The 18,191-nt window shown below is 34.8% G+C and carries 20 protein-coding genes; 10 read left to right on the top strand and 10 right to left on the bottom strand.

Features of this window, described 5'->3' with window-relative positions; translation table 11 throughout:
• Nucleotides 1–130: 130 nt before the first annotated feature.
• The 9 genes from BT156_RS11825 to BT156_RS11870 all read right to left on the bottom strand — a co-directional run bounded on the left by BT156_RS11825 (nucleotide 131) and on the right by BT156_RS11870 (nucleotide 10,125).
• Nucleotides 131–463: a hypothetical protein gene (locus BT156_RS11825; protein ID WP_139255456.1), complete on the bottom strand. Its 333-nt coding sequence runs from the start codon at nucleotides 461–463 to the stop codon at nucleotides 131–133.
• A gap of 25 nt (nucleotides 464–488) precedes the next feature.
• Nucleotides 489–995 carry a hypothetical protein gene (locus tag BT156_RS11830; RefSeq protein ID WP_072410320.1) on the bottom strand — a complete coding sequence of 169 codons (507 nt, stop codon included), beginning with the start codon at nucleotides 993–995 and terminating at the stop codon, nucleotides 489–491.
• Between the two features lie 64 nt (nucleotides 996–1,059).
• A complete protein-coding gene (locus BT156_RS11835) occupies nucleotides 1,060–2,646 on the bottom strand; it encodes a hypothetical protein (protein WP_072410322.1) in 1,587 nt (528 codons plus the stop codon).
• Nucleotides 2,647–2,676: 30 nt separating this feature from the next.
• Nucleotides 2,677–6,330, bottom strand: a complete 3,654-nt coding sequence (locus BT156_RS22300) for a hypothetical protein (RefSeq protein ID WP_185116584.1) — start codon at nucleotides 6,328–6,330, stop codon at nucleotides 2,677–2,679.
• 313 nt (nucleotides 6,331–6,643) lie between these two features.
• On the bottom strand, nucleotides 6,644–6,814 hold the full coding sequence (locus tag BT156_RS22085) for a hypothetical protein (RefSeq protein ID WP_170857301.1): 171 nt from the start codon (nucleotides 6,812–6,814) through the stop codon (nucleotides 6,644–6,646).
• Nucleotides 6,815–7,290: 476 nt separating this feature from the next.
• Complete coding sequence (locus BT156_RS11855; RefSeq protein ID WP_072410327.1) at nucleotides 7,291–8,328, bottom strand: patatin-like phospholipase family protein; 1,038 nt, start codon at nucleotides 8,326–8,328, stop codon at nucleotides 7,291–7,293.
• A 188-nt stretch (nucleotides 8,329–8,516) separates the two neighbouring features.
• Nucleotides 8,517–9,017, bottom strand: a complete 501-nt coding sequence (locus tag BT156_RS11860) for a M15 family metallopeptidase (RefSeq protein WP_072410329.1) — start codon at nucleotides 9,015–9,017, stop codon at nucleotides 8,517–8,519.
• A gap of 146 nt (nucleotides 9,018–9,163) precedes the next feature.
• Entirely contained in the window at nucleotides 9,164–9,670 is a 507-nt protein-coding gene (locus tag BT156_RS11865; protein WP_072410331.1) for a hypothetical protein, read from the bottom strand.
• Nucleotides 9,671–9,741: 71 nt separating this feature from the next.
• On the bottom strand, nucleotides 9,742–10,125 hold the full coding sequence (locus BT156_RS11870) for a hypothetical protein (RefSeq protein ID WP_139255457.1): 384 nt from the start codon (nucleotides 10,123–10,125) through the stop codon (nucleotides 9,742–9,744).
• A gap of 470 nt (nucleotides 10,126–10,595) precedes the next feature.
• Here BT156_RS11870 and BT156_RS11875 point away from each other — a divergent pair, with 470 nt between their 5' ends.
• Together BT156_RS11875 and BT156_RS11880 are read left to right on the top strand one after the other, a co-directional pair.
• Complete coding sequence (locus tag BT156_RS11875) at nucleotides 10,596–10,898, top strand: hypothetical protein (RefSeq protein WP_072410335.1); 303 nt, start codon at nucleotides 10,596–10,598, stop codon at nucleotides 10,896–10,898.
• A 40-nt stretch (nucleotides 10,899–10,938) separates the two neighbouring features.
• The gene (locus tag BT156_RS11880; RefSeq protein ID WP_072410337.1) at nucleotides 10,939–11,169 is read left to right on the top strand and encodes a hypothetical protein; all 231 of its coding nucleotides are present in this window, start codon (nucleotides 10,939–10,941) and stop codon (nucleotides 11,167–11,169) included.
• 4 nt (nucleotides 11,170–11,173) lie between these two features.
• Here the strand turns inward: BT156_RS11880 and BT156_RS11885 are convergent, their stop codons facing one another.
• On the bottom strand, nucleotides 11,174–11,596 hold the full coding sequence (locus tag BT156_RS11885) for a hypothetical protein (protein WP_072410339.1): 423 nt from the start codon (nucleotides 11,594–11,596) through the stop codon (nucleotides 11,174–11,176).
• A 286-nt stretch (nucleotides 11,597–11,882) separates the two neighbouring features.
• Between BT156_RS11885 and BT156_RS11890 the strand changes: the two genes are divergently transcribed.
• The 8 genes from BT156_RS11890 (at nucleotide 11,883) to BT156_RS11920 (ending at nucleotide 18,188) form a co-directional block, all read left to right on the top strand.
• Complete coding sequence (locus tag BT156_RS11890; protein ID WP_072410341.1) at nucleotides 11,883–13,061, top strand: DUF2586 family protein; 1,179 nt, start codon at nucleotides 11,883–11,885, stop codon at nucleotides 13,059–13,061.
• Between the two features lie 2 nt (nucleotides 13,062–13,063).
• Entirely contained in the window at nucleotides 13,064–13,498 is a 435-nt protein-coding gene (locus BT156_RS11895) for a hypothetical protein (protein WP_072410343.1), read from the top strand.
• Between the two features lie 3 nt (nucleotides 13,499–13,501).
• Nucleotides 13,502–13,825, top strand: a complete 324-nt coding sequence (locus BT156_RS11900) for a hypothetical protein (protein ID WP_072410345.1) — start codon at nucleotides 13,502–13,504, stop codon at nucleotides 13,823–13,825.
• 71 nt (nucleotides 13,826–13,896) lie between these two features.
• Nucleotides 13,897–14,019 (top strand): hypothetical protein, encoded by a 123-nt coding sequence (locus tag BT156_RS22480; RefSeq protein ID WP_262484307.1) that lies wholly within the window; start codon nucleotides 13,897–13,899, stop codon nucleotides 14,017–14,019.
• Between the two features lie 22 nt (nucleotides 14,020–14,041).
• Nucleotides 14,042–16,108, top strand: a complete 2,067-nt coding sequence (locus BT156_RS11905) for a phage tail protein (protein ID WP_139255458.1) — start codon at nucleotides 14,042–14,044, stop codon at nucleotides 16,106–16,108.
• A gap of 1 nt (nucleotide 16,109) precedes the next feature.
• Nucleotides 16,110–16,757: a DUF6046 domain-containing protein gene (locus BT156_RS11910; RefSeq protein ID WP_072410349.1), complete on the top strand. Its 648-nt coding sequence runs from the start codon at nucleotides 16,110–16,112 to the stop codon at nucleotides 16,755–16,757.
• A complete protein-coding gene (locus BT156_RS11915; protein WP_072410351.1) occupies nucleotides 16,738–17,715 on the top strand; it encodes a hypothetical protein in 978 nt (325 codons plus the stop codon). Before BT156_RS11910 ends, BT156_RS11915 begins: the two co-directional genes overlap by 20 nt.
• On the top strand, nucleotides 17,712–18,188 hold the full coding sequence (locus BT156_RS11920; protein ID WP_072410353.1) for a hypothetical protein: 477 nt from the start codon (nucleotides 17,712–17,714) through the stop codon (nucleotides 18,186–18,188). Before BT156_RS11915 ends, BT156_RS11920 begins: the two co-directional genes overlap by 4 nt.
• The last annotated feature ends 3 nt before the right edge of the window (nucleotides 18,189–18,191 follow it).

An 18,191-nucleotide genomic window follows, 5' to 3' on the forward strand; every position in this document is an offset into this window, starting at 1 on the left:
TCCAGAAACCAATAGGAATTATTTAGAGTATTTTTAAGCTCATTATAGCTGTAATTTATCAAATTCTGCCAGGAAGTATATGTTGTTTCTATTATTTTTGTTCGTTTGACTCCGCACATTTTATCCATGATTATTGATATTTAATGTTAATTTTATCATAGACTTCAGTAAATTTAATTTTTTCCAGATCTACATCATTAAAGTTTTTTTTGACAGCGATGTATTTGCCCTTTTTTTCTAAAAAACTTCTGAATGATCCCTCTTCTGCTTTATAAAAAAAACTTTCTTTTCCAAAAGGAGACTCTAATGCATATTTGTTTTTATCTGATAATTTAGAGTCTGGGTCATTTCCCTTTAAAACTTTACTAAAAGAATTTCCAAGAAGAGGATTATTTAATATTTCTAAACTCATTGTGTGATTTTTTGGTGTTAGATAAAAGGCAGAGTTTTTAGGCTCTGCCATTTATTAATATGAATTGTTTGTCGGATTAAGACAGCCTGTCGAGTTCATTTTTATTGACTTCAATAAACTCCTGCAGGTATGATTTTAAAAGATCCAAAAAGCTTACTTTATCGTTTTTAAGTAACCAAAGCATATAATGATGGGTGTTTACCTTTACGATTGATGTTTTAGGATTGCCGTCGCTATCTAAAATGGGTTCTTGATTTTCAGTGTCGACGACAGGAACGAGAATTCTTTCGAAATTCTGATCTCTTAAGCTCGACCATTCTTTTTCTCCGATTAACCATTCCGGAGTGGGTAATTGAGAGGGTTCGATCTCGTTCGTTATTTTATCTCTTAAAACTTGTTTGTAAAAAAGATATGTTCTTGGAAGGTCCGTATCTATTACCATTTTATTAATCGTAATAAAACGATTGAAAGAAGGAAGTAACGGATGTTCTGATATCTGAATTTCTGCTAAATTTACTGTTACAGAATTGATTTCATTTAATAGTTGCTGTACCTCTGTAGGTATTACTATTTGTTCATTCATTGTTTTGAATTTTGGTGATTTTAATTAAAGAGAATAACACAGAAATGTTATATAGGTAAATATTTTAAAATTTATAGGCTTCCTCCAATACTGTTTTTACTTTAACGGAAGAGCTGTTAGCATTAAGTCCTTTTAATCCAATAGATAAAGGAATATCTTCTGGAATGATTTTTTGTACAGATTGAAATATTTGGGTGGCATTATTAAAAGCCGTATTATGACTTAAACTCATGCTAACCATATTATCTCTTTTTGAAATGACAAAATCTATACGAATTTGATTAAAGCTAGGAATGCTATAGATCGGTACGGATGATTGCTCATTGATTGATTTTCTAACATCTGCCCAGTTATTACCTTCAATTGTAATTTTCAAAGAAACTAAAGCATCAATAGTTAAACTATTATTATTGTTAGCATTCATCAATCCTATTAATGCTCCTCCATATAGATCTATATTTCCGGTTAAGATCATATAGCCTTTTAAAGAGAAATTATCTGCTCCGGCAAAGATTTGGTTTGATTTTACAGAACCTACAACTGAAAAATCTGTTGCTAAAGGTTTGTTGGCCGCATTTGTTGCAAAATCCAGCGTAGCTCCATTAATCTGCATTACATTGTCTGCCTCTGATTGAGTATGGGCGATTTTGTTCCATGTAAGTGCATTAATATCAATAGAATTAGCATTGCTTGTAATTATTATATTATTAAGTCCGCTAGTTTGGGTGATTGCAACACCATTAAATATTTTAATTCTATATTCGCCATCTGTAAAAGTGTTTGGCTTAAACCAGATAGAAATCAAATTGGCATCACCATAGGTAATTTGCGAGTTGGGAATCACCTTTTCAACTCCTGATACGTTATTCACAAGGCTGATTACGGAAGAACTTGGATTGATGTTAAGATTGGCACCGTTAATTGTTACGAAAACTCCATAATTCACGGATTTTACAATGTTAGGAAATACGTTGGCTACGCTCATCGTGTTCGTAGTCCAACCTCCATTCATGGCTGTTTTCCATGCTGTTCTTTCTGCTTCTGTCATTTGATTGGGGATTCCTACCATCATGTTTCTGCTGTCTATAACTGCATTTACGCCATTTATATTCTGTACCACGACCTTATTGAAATTAGCTGTATCAGAGTTTTTATTAGGCAGTCCGGTCACTGTATATGGATTTCCTAATGTATTGATTGAAAAAGGAGCATGAAGCGTATGGCTTCTTGCAGAACTGTTTGATAAATCTGCATTCATCATATTTTTCCCGAGATCTCCGGCCGGTAATTTGGCAATATTTCCATTGTCATCCAGTCCGATGATTTTTGGATAATCCTGAGCATTTCCTTCCGTTGTAGGAATCTCTAGTTTTTGTTCTAATTTTTCTCTTGTATCGACATTGTATTGAGCCTGACTCGCAATTCCTTCCGCAATAAGCTCCTGATTGGTAATGCTTATATGGCTGTCTGCCAGTTCTAAAGGAATTGTTCCATCAACTACAGCATGGGTTTTTAAATCTCCATTGGCATCAATCGCATAGTCTGTGTAAGTAGCTGCACCTGGTGCAGCTACTTGGTAAATTACATTAGTTTCTCTTGATTCAACAGGAGGTAATGCATTTACCCTTATAATTTTTCCTATATTGGACATTTTTTGTGATTTTTTTAGTTAATAATTGATTTAAAGCCAGTCTCCTGTAATGATTTTTTCTGTTGTATTGTCTTGAATTCCAAGAAGGTTTTCATTCTTCTCGAAATTGAATTTATCTTTAGTAATAACTTCAGAAGGAACTTCAAAATCATCAGGGTTTTCTGTTGTAAATGGTAGTGCGTGAGCCACTTTTAATCCGATACTTTCTGCCTGAAGAATATTTAAAGTAGTTGGAAGTCTTGTTAACCATGCTTTTCCTTGTTTAATACCTTTTGGTTCTTTCATTTCATCAACAATAGATAGATACAGTTCATCACCAATTACAGGAACTTCACCGCCGTTCCAGATTTTACCTGTTGCCAGATAGAATTGTACGACATCTTCAAAGCCCGGGCGAACGGTTGCTACCACTCTTGCCATACCACTTTGTAGAAAAGCTCTGAATAAAGGATCTGTATTTTCAGCTTGATATAGATCTGTCCAGTTTTGTTTATTTCCCCAATAATATGGGTACAGATAATAAGAAAGGTTTTCCCATTCAAACGCCTGTTCCATGAATTTCACAAAAGCGGTGTATTTATCTAATTTAGAAGTTAAGTTCGTTTCATAATCTGTAAACGTACTTCCTTGAGTTAATCCTGTTAAACCATATCCATGAGTAGAACCAACAGCTCTATCTGCCATATAAGAAATACAGTTTTTACGTAATACTGTGTTTTCAATCTGTCTGTAGAAATTAGGGTTTGAATCTTTGATTACTACAGCTTTGTTTTGTTCTTCGGAAAGTTTATTATTGTATTCTACTAATGCTTCTTCATAGGCAGTAATGATTGCGTTGAAGGTTTTTCTTAACCATGCATTTTTATATTCAGGTAATATTGCCAAATAGATGATGACAGCTGAAACCTGACCATGTTGAGCAACACTAAAATACGAAACAGGCACTTCTTGTGTATAATTAGGCATAGGCTTTATAACGCCTAATTCGTTAGCTACTTGTTTATTATTAGCCACTGTAATAGCTTGCCATCCTTGTCCCAAATTATTTTCTGGACCAAATTCAGCTTCATATCCTATATTTATCTGTGAATTTGTAGTGTAGTATCCTTCAGGGATTTGTACTTTTTCTACCGTTGATTTTGTGAATCCACCCTCTTTAGAATTGTTATTTGTAGCAAATGCAACTCCTACTGTTTTGGTTTCTTCCGGCTTATTATCAATTTCGACATTATATTTACTGATCCAGTATTTTAATACAGCTTCATTACTTAAATAAGAATAATCTTTCATTGGCATAGCTGAAGAAGTTCTTGGGTCTTCAGGCTTTACCAAAGAAGTTTGATTGGCACTTTTATCTATAGCCATTCCTAGAAGATGCAATTTAGCAGGCTCAGGAATCATAAATTCAAACATCATTCTTTTACCATAGTTGTAAATCTGATTTTTCATCAATTTATCAACCCATCTGTAAACTCCGACTACATGTTTGTCGCCTTTTCTGTTGTCTAAACCATGAGAGTTTGTTTCTTCAAATTCTTCAATGATTTTCTCAATTCTTTCTTCGTGTACTTTATTGACAATCCTATCCATAGCTCTTGATGTAATATCCTGAGCTTGTGTTGTTGCCTGTCTTGTACTTTCTTCTTTAGATTTATGGTTTGCATAATTTGCCGCGATTCCGGTACTAAAGTTAGCATTTCCGCCCGGAGTTTTCCAAGATGCATCAAAATGACCACTTATGCCAATATCTGTTGCTTCCTGCATCATTTTTGAAATCTCGCTCTGCATTTCAAAACGATTGGCGGTCGTGGTATCATTAATTTGCTCTCTTTCAGTATCAGAAGATGTGGTTGAAGTATTTTCGCTTCTTCTTAATCTTCGTGTAGATTTTTCGCGATACTCTCTGGCCATCACGTTTTCGATGTGAGCTACTTCACCTTCAACATAGGCATGAGTGCTTTGTTCTACTTTTAAATAATCGGCAACACCAATATTTTTGAAGCCAAATCCTGATGGGATGAAATCTTTTTCATCATCAATGATTTCAGGGTTTTCATTTTCGTCAACTTGAAGGGCAAAATCTCCAGATACACAATATCTAGGACTTAATCCTCCTGTGCCAAACTCCGTAACCTGACCATTTGTAAAGGCAACTTTAATTCGAATCGCAGAATCCTGAATAGTACTAAAATCTAAGCCCTGATTATACATATCTTTTAAAAAGATCGTATTGCCTGTTTTGGATTTTACATAATAATCTCCAAAAATCTCTGTATTTGTATTATTTGGTGTTAAAGCATACGAAACGTAGCTAATATCCCAAGATGCATCCGGAACAGTTAATGATAAATCAAGGACATATGATTTGTAGAGCGGTCTCGTACAGATCTGATAAATAAACGGAAAGGTTAGAGTTTTTGCTGTAGGTATAATTATTCCTCCAATACTCGTATAGCTTTCTTCATTAGCTTGTGTGTTTTCAACAATAACATTATTTAGCTTTTCTACATTTTCATTAATTACTGATGTTAATTCTAAAAATGTGTTTTTGCCCTCCAATAGATTGTCTAGATCGCTCGTATCATCTCCGGCAGCGCGTCCTGAAATATTTTGTGGGTCAAATTTATGTCCTAAAACATCGAGAAGAGTTTCAACGTTCTCTGGTTTTAAAGATGTGACAAGGTTTTCTGCGCTTACTTCGTCTCTGAAAGTAAAATCAAATTTAGGAAGTGTAGGGTAGGGAACTGTTTTAGGTTGTTGGCATGGATCTTTTGGATCATACTCTGTTCCTGGAGGTCTTACTCCGCAATATTCCTCCCTGGCGGCTTCAACGGCTTCGTTGTAGGCGGTGATAATCGGAGCAATTTGTCTCTGATATGCTTCATCCTGAGACTGATATTCTGCCTGATATTCTTTATTGTACTTTTTTTCTACAGCAGATAGGTTTTTCTTTAAACCTTCAATTCTGCTCAGTTTCATTTTTGCAGAAGAGATTTCTTGTTGCTGTCTCATTTCCTCACTGGGATAGCTTTCTTTAGGCTCGTTTGAAGCCATTTTTGAAACTGACTGAGAAACGGGAAGTGTTTCTTCATCCAACATTAATTCTTTAGGAAGTACAACTCTTGCATTTAACAGGATTTTTGTTTCATCTTCAGTATTTGAAGGATTTCGAAGCGTATGCAGTGCCAGGATCATTTGCATTATAACTTCTTTAATGTAGAAATCCTTTTGAGTAACAACCTGATAAATAAGGTTGTTCCATAATACAACATCACTTGGAACGGTGTATTGAGTGGCAAGTACTTCGTCTCTTTTGCTTACAAATTCCTGATAGGTGCATGTACTTTTATTTCTGGCAAGCCATGATGCAAAATCATAGATAACTTTATAAGATCTTTTAAATGAATCTAAGTTATTGGTTGGTTTGTCCTTAGAAATACACTCTGCTGTAGGTTCGTAAGCGGTTGCGCGTTCCTGTAAGAGTTTTCTTTTGGTTCCGGTTCCTTCTGTGACGGGTTTGTAGAATTTGGTGTCATCTTTTAGCTCTTCAGGAATAAGTACAAATCTTTTGTCCTGTCCTTTTTCGTCTGAAAGTTGGGGACTTCTTAAGCTCACAAATCGAAATAATGTTTGTGTAGGTGTGTTTTCTACTGGTAATCCAGTAGGGTTTTCGTTATTGGCCATTCTGTAAGTTTGGTTTTAATTAATTTAAAAAAGTTAAGATTCGAAGGCTCTTTTTATTAGAGTTACTTCAGATTGTGCCTAATTTTTTAAGTGGTTTCCGGCGAAATTTCCCACACGGATTTTTAATTTTTCATCTTTATTGTAATTTTTAGTTGATCGGGATTTTTTAAACACAGTTCTGGCTGTTCAGCATTTTGTGAATGGTGAATTCAAAGGTGTTTTGTGAACTTTAAATGATTGTTTGTCTGTGTTTTATTGTTACTTCAAAAGTAGTGTTGTAAAGCGACAGAACTTGACGTGTTTAAAATTTTTATTAATAAATTTCTTCTTCTAAAGTGTCATTTTCGAAATCTTCTCTGAAAAAATTTTCAATATCATCGAGATAGTTTTCATAGTCTATCTCTGCGTTTTCGATGTCGCTCCATTCTACGGTGTAGAGCTCTTCATCAAAGGTTATATCTGGATTGTGATTGGGTGCTTCCATGTCTTGTGTTTTGGTAATTTGGTTAAAATTTGAATAGAGTTCTGGCTGTCCAGCATTTATAAATGTTGAATTCAAAGGCGTTTAAAAGTTTTTAAATGATTATGTTTTGTGTCTTTGTTGATACTTCAAAAGTAGCCCTCAAAAGCGACAAAACTTGACGTGTTTAAAATATTTTAGAAAAATTTATGATTTTCTTTTTAGATATTTTCTGATCAGAATGAAAAAGAGAATTGACGTAAAAAGTGCAATTATCCCTGAATATAAGACATTCCCGATTGGCATATATTTGTGACCGTCTTCTGTAATTGAAGGATTTAAAAAATCAAATAAAAAATATAAAATGACATAACCAAAAATGAAAAATAATGTACTCATAAAAAGAGATGTGAATGTTGCTTTCATTTTGTTATTCATTTTAATTTAAAAATCAAATATAATTTAAAAAGCTTATAATGGTGTGTTATAAGTAAAAAAGCTTATATTTTATTTCTGATTAGTTTCTGAACAATTTGGTTCAGGGTTTCTCGATTATCATCAATATAGCTCAGTCCGGCCTGGATCAGATTTTCGATATTGGATCTTCTTACGTTATCCATTCCGGGAGAAGCATTTTTTAAGGATGGATTTAAACGATAATAATTTTTCTGATTTCTTAAACCTAAAGTTTGAAACATTTGACAAAGCTGATAATCAACAGTTTCTGCATTGGCGGACATTAAAATATCAATAATTGGATTTACCCAGCCTATTTTTCCGGCCTTTTCAAGCTTTTTGAAAGAATAAGTTTTTGCTTCAATTCCTGTTCCGATCGATACAACAATCATATCGTTTACCATCGGATGATTTGCTTTCTGATGATTTTTTAAAACTTCAGCAAACGGAATTTTTCTCGCTTCGGCATAAGCGCAAAGAGCCGGATTATTGGCAAACATTCCGCCATCAATTAAGCTGAAAATCTGCCCATACATCGATTTTATCTGAACCGGACTAAAATAAGTCGGCGCTGCTGAAGTTGCTCTGCAAACATCTTTTACATAAAAATTATCTGTGCTGATTTTGGCTTCCCAGGAATTGAAAAGTTTAGCTCTTCTGTTTTCGATGTCATAACTTGTTATTAAGCAGGGTTTTATTAATTCTTTTAGCTCAAGATGTCCAAAAAAATCGTTCAGGTTTTTTTCAAGCGCTTCCTGAGAGATCTTTTCATTAAGCAAACCGAATGGATTGATCAATTTCTCCCAAAAAGAAACCTGGAATATGTCGCCACCTTTTTCAGCGTATAATTCCAGTCCTTTTTGGATGGAATATTTTGCTTTTCGGTGTTCATCGGGGCATAGAATAATAGACGCAATAAGCCCTCCCGTACTGCTTCCTGCAACAAGGTCAAAATAGTCTCCAAGTTTTGCGCTTGGCTTATCATAATACTGAAGCTGCTCCTCTATGTAGCGTAGAATAATACAGGTGATAATGCCTCTTATTCCGCCTCCGTCCAAAGAAAGAATTGTTGTCTTTTTCATGATGTTTTTGGTTGGTTTTTTACATTTATTAACAATTTTAGATAACGAAACCAACAGTTTTTTATAATTAACTGTTGGTTTTTAGCATTAAAATACCATTGCTTTTAATGTTTTTCTTGTAAAGTAAAGGTAGGAGGAGGTGGCGACAGAACGTGTCGTATTAAAAATTAATTTCAAATAAAAGAGAGTTAAAAGATGATATAATTTGATTTGTCGCGAGGCATTTTAGCAAGTGTTCTCCAGCTCGTTTTTATCATTCCTTTTTTGGTTGGAATATTCTTTTTTTCGAAGTGGGGAAGGTCTTTGAAGGTTTTCCAGTTTCCGCCCCAATCCCAGCCGTATTTGGCGAAAATTTTCACACACTCGTACCAATCGGCAACCTTGTCGTTGTCCCAGTCTTTTACCGTGTCCCAGCTTGCTGTTTTTCCGTCGATCATTAAGCAAATATCAACAGCAAGACCATAATTGTGAATACTTTGTCCGGCTTTGGCGTTGGTTACTTTTTTTCCGCTCGTAATTCTTCCGATGGCGTATAGTTTTTCCTGTTCTTCAAAGCTTCTTAATCCTTGTGTGATTCTTATTTTTGCTCTTCCGGTAAGGGCTTCATCGCAATCTTTAATGATTTGCTTCACTTCCTCCCGAACGGCGGGGTGAAGTTTTTCTATTCTCTGTAAAGTCACTTTATCCATAATATAAATTTTGTGGTTTTGAAAAACAAAAGTAGGCTTGAGGTGCGACAAAACTTGACGTGTTTTTTATAAATATTATTTCATTGAATTGGTTTTAAAAAGAAAAGGCTACTCAATCGAGTAACCTTTTTTTATATAAATTAATGTTAAATATCTTTTACAATGAGGGTCGTTTCATTTGTTGTGGAGTCGTAATACCATTTAGCTTCTGTAACTACACCGTGTATATAATCCTGAGAAGTTGTGTCGCCACAAAAATGTTGGTCTCCCATATTAAAATCAGGATCGCCGGTATCGAGTGAAGTTCCTGCAAATTTGGTTTTAAACCAGTAAAAATGCCAACGTGTAAGATTGCCCATAGTTATTAATAAGCCTGAAGGCACGGGTACATTTATTACGGGAGTAGACGTTCGAAATGCCCATGAATTGATTGGTGGATTAGCTAAGTTACTAAGATTAAATGATTTTATATCCACCAGGGTTCCTGCCGGAACTTTATAAAAAGTAAATACTTCAGGAGTACAGTTCGTAAGAGAATTGGCAAATAATCTACCTTCAATATCATAACTGGAGTAGTTATAAATATGCAAAGGACCTTGCGCAAAACTTGTAAAGCCTAAGAATACTGCGATAAGATATATTAGTTTTTTCATGTAAATAAATTTAATAATTATTGACGTTTTACTTTCTGAATTAATGTAAAACGCTTAATGTGGTTGATAGATTAATTTTCAGATTTATTTTTTTTCTGAATGTCATTATACTTTTCGAAGTATATTTTTTTTGCTAATGAAATTGCTTGTTCTCTGCTGTTGGAAGTTCTTGAAGCGAGTTCCTGTTCAGAAATTCCGTTTGCGGAGATTAATTTTTTTGAAGCTAAATAAAGGATCTCTTTACTTCTGTCATTAAGTTCTGTAGAATTGCCATTTTGGGCTTTCTCCTCTGGAGTAGACAGATTTTCCGGGTTCATAAGGCTTTTCATGGCTTTGTCGAAGTTTCCCATTTCATCAGACTTCATACTTTCTACATTGTTTACTGCCATACTTTCAGTTGAACAAGAAAGCATACAAAATCCGCATAGTACCAGCGATAAAATTTGTTTTTTCATAATTATTTTTGATTTTGTTTAACGAGTCTAAAATTAATATATTTTTCATCAAATGGTGATATTATGTGATTATTTTTTTAATAAGTTTATAATAATATTAAAATTTTGCTTTTTTACAAGGTGAAACTTTATGAAAGCAATTTGGTTTAATTGCATTTTTATACACTTAGAAGTAGTATTTCATAGCTACGTAAAATCAAAACATATTTTTGCTTATATAAATTAATTGATGACCAGTGTTTTATATAAAATTTAACTATATTTTTAAAATTAATGTTGAAAATTTTTTAAAAGCGTCAAGTTTTGACGCTTTCCATATTCATCTTTGCTTCAAGAAAAACACGAGGTCTTATACACAGAAATAGATGAAAACAGACATTAACATAATTCTGAAAATTCCTATTAAAAAATAAACAAAGCACCTCACAAATTACCTACCAACACAATATTAATCTGAATTTTAAAACAAAATGGAAATCATTAATTATGAAAATTCTACCCTCGCTTTAGACAGCATTTATAATGTCTTGAGCTGGTACGACAGGGTATCGTTACATACCTATATGCAAGGGAAAACTTTAGTAACAGAGAAAGCTACAAAACTTTTAAAATTTGTAAAAAAAACCGAATGGTATTCTCCAAAGATGAGGTACAATCAAAATAACAACTTAGAATATTATGATCCTAAAACCGAAAATTGGTTGCTTGCTTCACAATATATTAAAAATCATCCGAGATTAACCACTCAAATACAGGAATACCTGAATCATTAATTCGTATAAACTAAAAACCTAGTTATCAAAAAAAATAAGTATGAAAGGCACAAAACAATCTTTGGGAGCGCAGAGAAATAAATTACTTCGATATCAGCAGGTGATGGATGAATTTAACAAGCATGACTGCAGATATACTCCCATTACCGTTATCTGGAGGGAGTTTATCTATCCGAAGTTTCACATAAGCAGAGACACATTGTATCGTATTCTAAATACTCCAATAGAAGAGGAGCTTGAAAAAACAAACGCTCCTCATTCTTTTTCCTGATTAATTAAACATTAGTCACTTCAAAAGTATAAATTACTTTATACACAATCATTCCATTCGTGCGTTTTAAACGTTTATAATTCTTCCTTTTAAGAACGGAACAATTTTCAGCAGGGGAATAACCGTGTAATAAAGTATGTACTTTTTCCATAAAATCATGCTCTTTCCAGTTTTCAGCGGTCACATCCAGTCTTGGATTTGCGATGTTGAGTTTCAGTCTAAACATTCCGGTCTGCCTGTTTCTAGGTATTTTTGTCTGGTCTCTACCGAGATCATTATAAGATCCTCTTGATAGATTAAATAGGCAGCAAGGCCAAGTCATGGCCACTTCGGGATCTGTATTTAATTGTCCCCAATCTTCTCCGATATAATTGAATTCCGTGATGGTGGAAAGGCGAGTATGAATACTCTCTAAAATTGTCTTCATAATATATATGTATTGTTTTGAATGATGCAAAGCTCTGCTAATTTGATTCGGGATAAAATATTGAATATGAGAATCGTACAGCTACGTAAGACCGTCTTACAGATGTGTCTGCAAATCTGACAACTCTTTCCATATGAAGTTTTAACGTCGCAACTTTGCCTCAGAAAACAAGAGATAATTATCAAAATTTAAATTTTTAAAAATGCTCAAATTTCAAAACGCAACTCAAAATAAGTTGCACAATTCTGTAAAAAATAATTTTAAAAAACTCGTAAAAACAAAGTAAATGAACGGAGTAAAATTTGTAAGAGAAAATGGAGGTCTAAACAGATTATTATCTGGTGAAGATCACATTTCAGGATTAGTAGTTATCGGCGAAGGGGCTCTAGAAAGCCAATTAATACTATCAGTTGAAGAACTGGCCGAAAAAGGAATTACGGTTGAAGAAATGCCGGTTACCTTTTATCAGATCAATGAATTTTTCAGGATCAACCCAGGAGCAAAATTATATGTAAAAGGAGTAGCGACTTCCGATGGAACGTACTCAGAAGTAAAACAGTTACAAAATTTTGCCGAAGGTAAACTGAGAAGAGTTGCTGTATGTGACTTTAAAAGAGCAGCTTCAACACTTTCTGCAGCGGTAGGTACTCTTAATCAGGTTGCAAAAGATCTACGAACGCTGAATATTCCTTTAAGTACTTTCTTGTCTGTGAAAGTTACGGCTCAGGATATGTCAGCATTACCATCTTTACATACACTGAATGCTGAAAATGTAAGTGTAGTATTAGGTCAGGATATGGGAGGATTAGGACGTTTCTTATCAGGGGCAAACCCTTCTTTAAGTGCAATCGGAGCCGTATTGGGAGCTAGCTCAAAAGCAAAAGTACATGAATCTATTGCTTGGGTAGAAAAGCAAAATTTGGTTTCTGCAGCGTACTCAAAATTATTGGCTAATAATAATGAATTGGCAAGAGAGATGGACGTTTTAGGATTCTGTGACGGATCTTTATTAAGCTCTTATACGCCTCAGCAGATTCAGGCAATGAATGATAAAGGGTACATTTTCGGAATCAAATATGCAGGTCAGGCGGGATCTTATTTCAATGACAGCTTTACGGCAACTACAAAAGATGATGATTTTGCCTATATCGAAAACAACACAACTGTTGATAAGGCTATCAGAGAAATCAATAGAGTTTTAACACCAAAAATTTCTTCACCTGTATACATCGATCCGGATACCGGGTTTTTGGAAAACTCATCTGTATCTGCACTAGAAGCATTGTGCGATGATGTTCTTGACCAAATGGTGAGAGACGGAGAAATCAGCGGGTATAAAGTGTACATCAACCCTGCACAACAGATCTTAAGAGATTCAAAACTTGAGGTGGTATTAAAAATTGTTCCCGTAGGAACGCTAAGAGAAATTACTGTAAAAATAGGTTTAACATTAACAACTAACTAAAAATGGCATTAGAATTAGAACCATTAATCAACGGAAGAGAATATGGCTGGAGTGATATCGTGGTAAATATCGGCGGAGTGCCGGTAACGGGTATCAGAGCTGTAAAATATGAAGAGGAACAAGAAAAAGAAAACATTTATGGTGCAGGCAGAAACCCCGTAAGCAGAGGCTACGGAAGGGTAAAAGCTACAGCATCTATCACATTACTTTCGGGGACACTTTTTGCCCTGAAATCTAAAGCTCCCAAAGGACAGCTTCACAGAATTGCACCATTTAGTGTTGTGGTAAGCTATCAGCCGGAATCAGGACCTGTTGTAACTCACTTATTAAAAAATGCAGAGTTCAAAAAAACAGCTTTTGACTGGAAAGAAGGAGACATGAGCAAAGAAGTAGAATTAGAACTTTTAATCTCTCACATCGTAGATAAATCTTTATAAAAAATGAGTACAGAAAAATTAATTTGCGGGCTTACAGAAGCTCAAATTACCGAATTAAAAGCCCAACACGGGCTTTTAATTGAGGGAACAGTGAAACAAGGCGATAACGAATACAAGGCTATTTTCAAAGAGCCGGATTTCAAAACACTGGAAGCAACCGGTGCTATCGCAAAAAATAACGAAATCAAAGGAACAAAAGCTCTTTTCGACAATTGTATTGTTGCTGCAGATGACGCGATCAAACAAAGAGACTTTCTTCAGTTGAAAGCGGTGGAGTGTGTAGCCAATCATATGAATTCTTTTAGTGTTTCAGTAAAAAACTTATAAGCTCGCTAAATGGCGAGCAAAGTGAATACGAACGCTGGAAAGGGGATGCTCTTATACGATCCAATTTTCATATGGATCCCGAGGAGCTGAAACTTTCTCAATGGGCAAAACTTTATGCACAAGCTATGTGGCTGGAAAAATGGAAATTAGAAAATCAGGCTGAGATTTTAAGCAGCCTGTTTGGTAAAGAATAATAAAAGAATTTATGATAAAAAAATGGATACAATATTTAATTTAGAGTTATTACGGAGCGTATATGTTTTTAAGGATTTAAACAGTTCTATTAAAGATGTAAACACTTCTCTTGAAAAAACTACAAGCAGCATTCGGTCTTTATCTGATTCTTTTTCTTCTTTTACCAAATCTTCTGTTGAAAAAGTAAAGGAGTTGTCATCAGAGTTTAAAGAACTTACGAAAAGTATAAGTACCCCTCAGTTTGCTACGATATCTTTTGATACTTCAGGAGCGATGAATGAGTTTTCAAAAATAAGTTCAATGGCTCAGAACTTTTCTGAACTATCATATAAAGAAACTGTTAGTCAGTCTACAAGGATTCTAAAACCTAATTCTGGAGAAGAAGAGGAAAGTCAAGAAAAATCTTTTTTTGAGAAAACGATAGATGTCATTAATAAAGTAGGCGAAGTAGCCGAATCATTAGGGAATATTTTTGATTTTATTGAAAAAATAAGAGGAAAGGGCAATGATTCCGAATCGGGTTCCGGAGCTACTCAGCTTCTTCCTGCACTTGGAGAAAGTATTTCTGGTTTAATACAGAAAGCTTTGCCACGGATAAGAACCGCATTTACTGCAATTAGAGTCGGATTATCTAGTGTCATGGCTTCAGTTACAGAAATCGGAATGGCATTATTAGCTATTCCGGGGATTGGAGAAATTCTTCTGGTTGTCGCAGCTGTTGTTGCTTTGGTAATTGCAATCAAACAGCTTTGGGAACATTCAAAACGTTTCAGAGAAATGATTGGATATATAGAGGGAGCAGGAAGGGCAGTATTCCATAATATTGGGATTTACGCTACAAGACTTTGGCAATTAGCAATAAAGCCTCTTATAGACAACGTAGTTTCAGGCTTCATTGAACTTTTTTCATTTATTGGAGCGGCGGCTAAAGCAACATGGTCAGGTATCGTTACCGCTTTTAATGTTACTGTTTTAGCGCTTAAAGCTGCTTGGGCGGGAATTATTTTAGCGTTTAAAATTGCAGTTTCAACAATCACAACTACAGTGAAGGCAGCCTGGTCTGGAATTGTTCTGGCGTTTAATATTGTTGTTTTATCATTGAAAACAACATGGAACGGATTTGTTACAGGCTTCAAAATAGCTATTTCGACAGTCGTAAATACTGCAAAAGCAGCTTGGTCGGGGATTGTTATGGCTTTTAATGTTGTTGTTTTAACATTCAAAGCTGGATGGAATAAAATTATTTCAGGTTTTACATCGGTATTTTCTTTTATCGGAGGTCTGGCCGAAGCCGTCTGGTCCGGCATAGTCTCAGTCTTTAGCAGTGTCTGGAAATTTATTGTATCTCTTTTTAAGAGTGTCATTATGGTATTCAAAACAATATGGAGTGCAATTATTTCGGTATTTAAAGGAATCTGGAATGTTATTGTCGGCGTCTGGTCCGGCATGACAGAGATTTTCTCAAAATTCAAAGCATGGATCTATGATGCTATCTTGAATCCTATTATCGAGACATTTAGCGGTGTCTGGACTTGGATCACCGGTCTTATAGAACGGATCATCAGTCGTCTGAACAGTTTATTTGAGCCTGTAAAAAAACTGTTGAAAGAAATATTTTCATCAGAAGGGACTATCAATATAAATGAAGAAGGCAAAAAAATATCTAAAGAAAAAGGGGAAGAGTTTGATATTGAGAAGCTACAGCAGAAAAAAGAAAAGGAACAGGAAGAACGTACGAAAAATAGCAAAGCAGGCAACGGCAAACCAAAAAAAGAAGATGTATTTGGAGGAGATATGTTTAATACTAAGCTGGAAAGGCAATTAAATATGAAAAACTTTGGAGCTTCTGCTTTGAGTAACGTTCAGTCTAGAAATTCTGCCTTTGGAGGAAAAGGAAGCATGAGCGGAGGCTCCGGAATGGGCGGACAAAAATCTGTTGGAAACCTTAACATCACAAAACTAATTGAGAACATGAATATCTACAATCAAAACGGTACGATGAGTAAAGATGCTATCATTCAAATGGTAAGAGAAGCTTTATTAACGGCGGTTGCAGATTTTACATTGGCTCAAAAAGATACTTATTAATATGGAAAAGTCAATATCATTTCAGTTTCCACCATTGGAACAAACGGTTAAAAGCGCAGGCGTAAATCTGGCATATAAATTTGGGATGCAGACCTCAAAACCTCTTATCCCAAAAGATAAAATGGAGCCTTATTTCAGTGAAATTCCTGATAATATGGGAGTTCCTACATTATCCAATCTTATTATTACAAATAAAGCAAAAGATACATTTGAGTTTGTAGACTGCATCATTACAATAAATCAGGAAAAAAATATTGTAACGACTCCTTTACAAGGTAGAGACGGAACTATTAAAGAATATATAAGTAAAGGTGATTTTAATATAAGCATCATGCTGGGTATTGTAAATTATGAAGATATATACATTCCTAATATTATTTCCGGGTTAGGTACAGAGGTAACATACGCATCAGCTGAATATCCGCTGGATAGAATAAAAGAATTTCAGAAGATTCTGGAATCAGAGGAAACACTCACTGTTCACTCAGAGTTTTTATCAATTTTTAAAATATACTCTGCTGTTATTAAGTCTTATTCTTTAGAACAGGAAACTTTTGGTAACAGGCAGAGTATCAAGATAGAAATGTTGTCTGATTATCCTTACGAAATACAATTAAAAGAGCAGAAGGATGTTGAAGTTAAGCAGTAAGATTACAATAGAAGGAGAAAGGACCTGGGAATTTTATTCTCTTAATAATTGCTCTATCGTTCAGGATATTACCAGCCTTACAGATACCTGCGAACTTACTTTACCTAAAAAAATAGTTTGGCAGGGATTAGCGAATGATAATTTCAAGACACCTCTTAAAAGAGGGGATAAAGTGACGGTTGAGCTGGGATATGACGGAAAGCTGAAAACCAGATTTACCGGATTTATCAAAACAGTGGATGCCAAAACACCTGTTGTTATAAAATGTGAAGACAGTATGTTTCTTTTAAAACAGAAAAAAGTAATTCCAAAAGCTTTTAAAACAGCTTTGTTGAAGGATGTAATGAAACATATACTGGAAGGAACAGGAATCGATTTTAAATTGGTTGATGATACCCTGAAAGTAGGAAATTACAGAACCTCAAAACCAACCATCGCCGATGAGTTGCAGGAATTGAAGGAGAAATATATGCTTAATTCTTATTTCAGAACGATTGACGGGAAAAATATTTTGTATGTGGGATTAATTTATCCCTTGGATAATCGTGAAAAATACAAATTCGTTTACGGGAAAAATATTATTTCCGAAAACTTTGAATACCAGGATCGTGACGAAATAAAAGCTAAAGTTGAGGCCATAAGTTTCGACGCCAAGCATGTGAAGAAATCTGTAGAACTAGGAGACAAGGACGGAGACGTCATTAAGATAAGAATTGACGGATTAACCGAAGCGGAACTTAAAAAATACGCACAGGAATCGCTGGACAGATATAAACAGGGAGGGCTAAAAGGATCTTTTGAAACCTTCGGCCAGCCTGAAGTCAATACATGTGATATCGTTGAAATATTTCCCAGTGAAGAAAAGAACGGAGTTTATTTAATTAAAAAAAATGAGATCTCATTCGGAATCAATGGCTATCGCCAGAAAATCGAATTGGGACAACCATTATCACCATGAAAGATATAATTCAGGCTTTGGCCGCTACAGGAGATGAGGTATACGCAAAAATTTGCGAAGTACTGATGATTGATGATGATAGTAAAACTGCAGATCTGAGACCTTTAGACGGATCTGCAGATATCCTGGACGCCTACCTGGTAACCGACGACGTAAACGGATCAATGTATCTTGAGCCCGCTAAGGGCTCTTTAGTCTGCGTGGTCTTTATCAGTAAGCAGATTGCATGTGTTGTGAATCCTTCTGAGCTTAAGCAGTTTAGAGTTAAAATCAAAGGGGTTGAATTTCAAATGGATCAGGAAGGGTTTTTACTCAAAAAAGAATCCGAAACATTAAAAGCATTAATGGCAGATCTTATCAAAGAAATCCGAATGATGAAATTTACCACCAATACAGGAAGTACCATACAGCTTGTCAACGACCTTCAGTTTTCGCTCATAGAAGACAGATTTAAAAACTTTTTAAAAGATTAAAAA

It is taken from the genome of Chryseobacterium limigenitum (assembly GCF_900114875.1).
Classification (GTDB): domain Bacteria; phylum Bacteroidota; class Bacteroidia; order Flavobacteriales; family Weeksellaceae; genus Chryseobacterium; species Chryseobacterium limigenitum.

What these genes read in the sequence shown, in the direction of transcription:
- BT156_RS11825 (WP_139255456.1), bottom strand. Translation starts at nt 463, where the DNA reads ATGGCAGAGCCTAAAAACTCTGCCTTTTATCTAACACCAAAAAATCAC.
- BT156_RS11830 (WP_072410320.1), bottom strand. Translation starts at nt 995, where the DNA reads ATGAATGAACAAATAGTAATACCTACAGAGGTACAGCAACTATTAAAT.
- BT156_RS11835 (WP_072410322.1), bottom strand. Translation starts at nt 2,646, where the DNA reads ATGTCCAATATAGGAAAAATTATAAGGGTAAATGCATTACCTCCTGTT.
- BT156_RS22300 (WP_185116584.1), bottom strand. Translation starts at nt 6,330, where the DNA reads ATGGCCAATAACGAAAACCCTACTGGATTACCAGTAGAAAACACACCT.
- BT156_RS22085 (WP_170857301.1), bottom strand. Translation starts at nt 6,814, where the DNA reads ATGGAAGCACCCAATCACAATCCAGATATAACCTTTGATGAAGAGCTC.
- BT156_RS11855 (WP_072410327.1), bottom strand. Translation starts at nt 8,328, where the DNA reads ATGAAAAAGACAACAATTCTTTCTTTGGACGGAGGCGGAATAAGAGGC.
- BT156_RS11860 (WP_072410329.1), bottom strand. Translation starts at nt 9,017, where the DNA reads ATGGATAAAGTGACTTTACAGAGAATAGAAAAACTTCACCCCGCCGTT.
- BT156_RS11865 (WP_072410331.1), bottom strand. Translation starts at nt 9,670, where the DNA reads ATGAAAAAACTAATATATCTTATCGCAGTATTCTTAGGCTTTACAAGT.
- BT156_RS11870 (WP_139255457.1), bottom strand. Translation starts at nt 10,125, where the DNA reads ATGAAAAAACAAATTTTATCGCTGGTACTATGCGGATTTTGTATGCTT.
- BT156_RS11875 (WP_072410335.1), top strand. Translation starts at nt 10,596, where the DNA reads ATGGAAATCATTAATTATGAAAATTCTACCCTCGCTTTAGACAGCATT.
- BT156_RS11880 (WP_072410337.1), top strand. Translation starts at nt 10,939, where the DNA reads ATGAAAGGCACAAAACAATCTTTGGGAGCGCAGAGAAATAAATTACTT.
- BT156_RS11885 (WP_072410339.1), bottom strand. Translation starts at nt 11,596, where the DNA reads ATGAAGACAATTTTAGAGAGTATTCATACTCGCCTTTCCACCATCACG.
- BT156_RS11890 (WP_072410341.1), top strand. Translation starts at nt 11,883, where the DNA reads ATGAACGGAGTAAAATTTGTAAGAGAAAATGGAGGTCTAAACAGATTA.
- BT156_RS11895 (WP_072410343.1), top strand. Translation starts at nt 13,064, where the DNA reads ATGGCATTAGAATTAGAACCATTAATCAACGGAAGAGAATATGGCTGG.
- BT156_RS11900 (WP_072410345.1), top strand. Translation starts at nt 13,502, where the DNA reads ATGAGTACAGAAAAATTAATTTGCGGGCTTACAGAAGCTCAAATTACC.
- BT156_RS22480 (WP_262484307.1), top strand. Translation starts at nt 13,897, where the DNA reads ATGGATCCCGAGGAGCTGAAACTTTCTCAATGGGCAAAACTTTATGCA.
- BT156_RS11905 (WP_139255458.1), top strand. Translation starts at nt 14,042, where the DNA reads ATGGATACAATATTTAATTTAGAGTTATTACGGAGCGTATATGTTTTT.
- BT156_RS11910 (WP_072410349.1), top strand. Translation starts at nt 16,110, where the DNA reads ATGGAAAAGTCAATATCATTTCAGTTTCCACCATTGGAACAAACGGTT.
- BT156_RS11915 (WP_072410351.1), top strand. Translation starts at nt 16,738, where the DNA reads ATGTTGAAGTTAAGCAGTAAGATTACAATAGAAGGAGAAAGGACCTGG.
- BT156_RS11920 (WP_072410353.1), top strand. Translation starts at nt 17,712, where the DNA reads ATGAAAGATATAATTCAGGCTTTGGCCGCTACAGGAGATGAGGTATAC.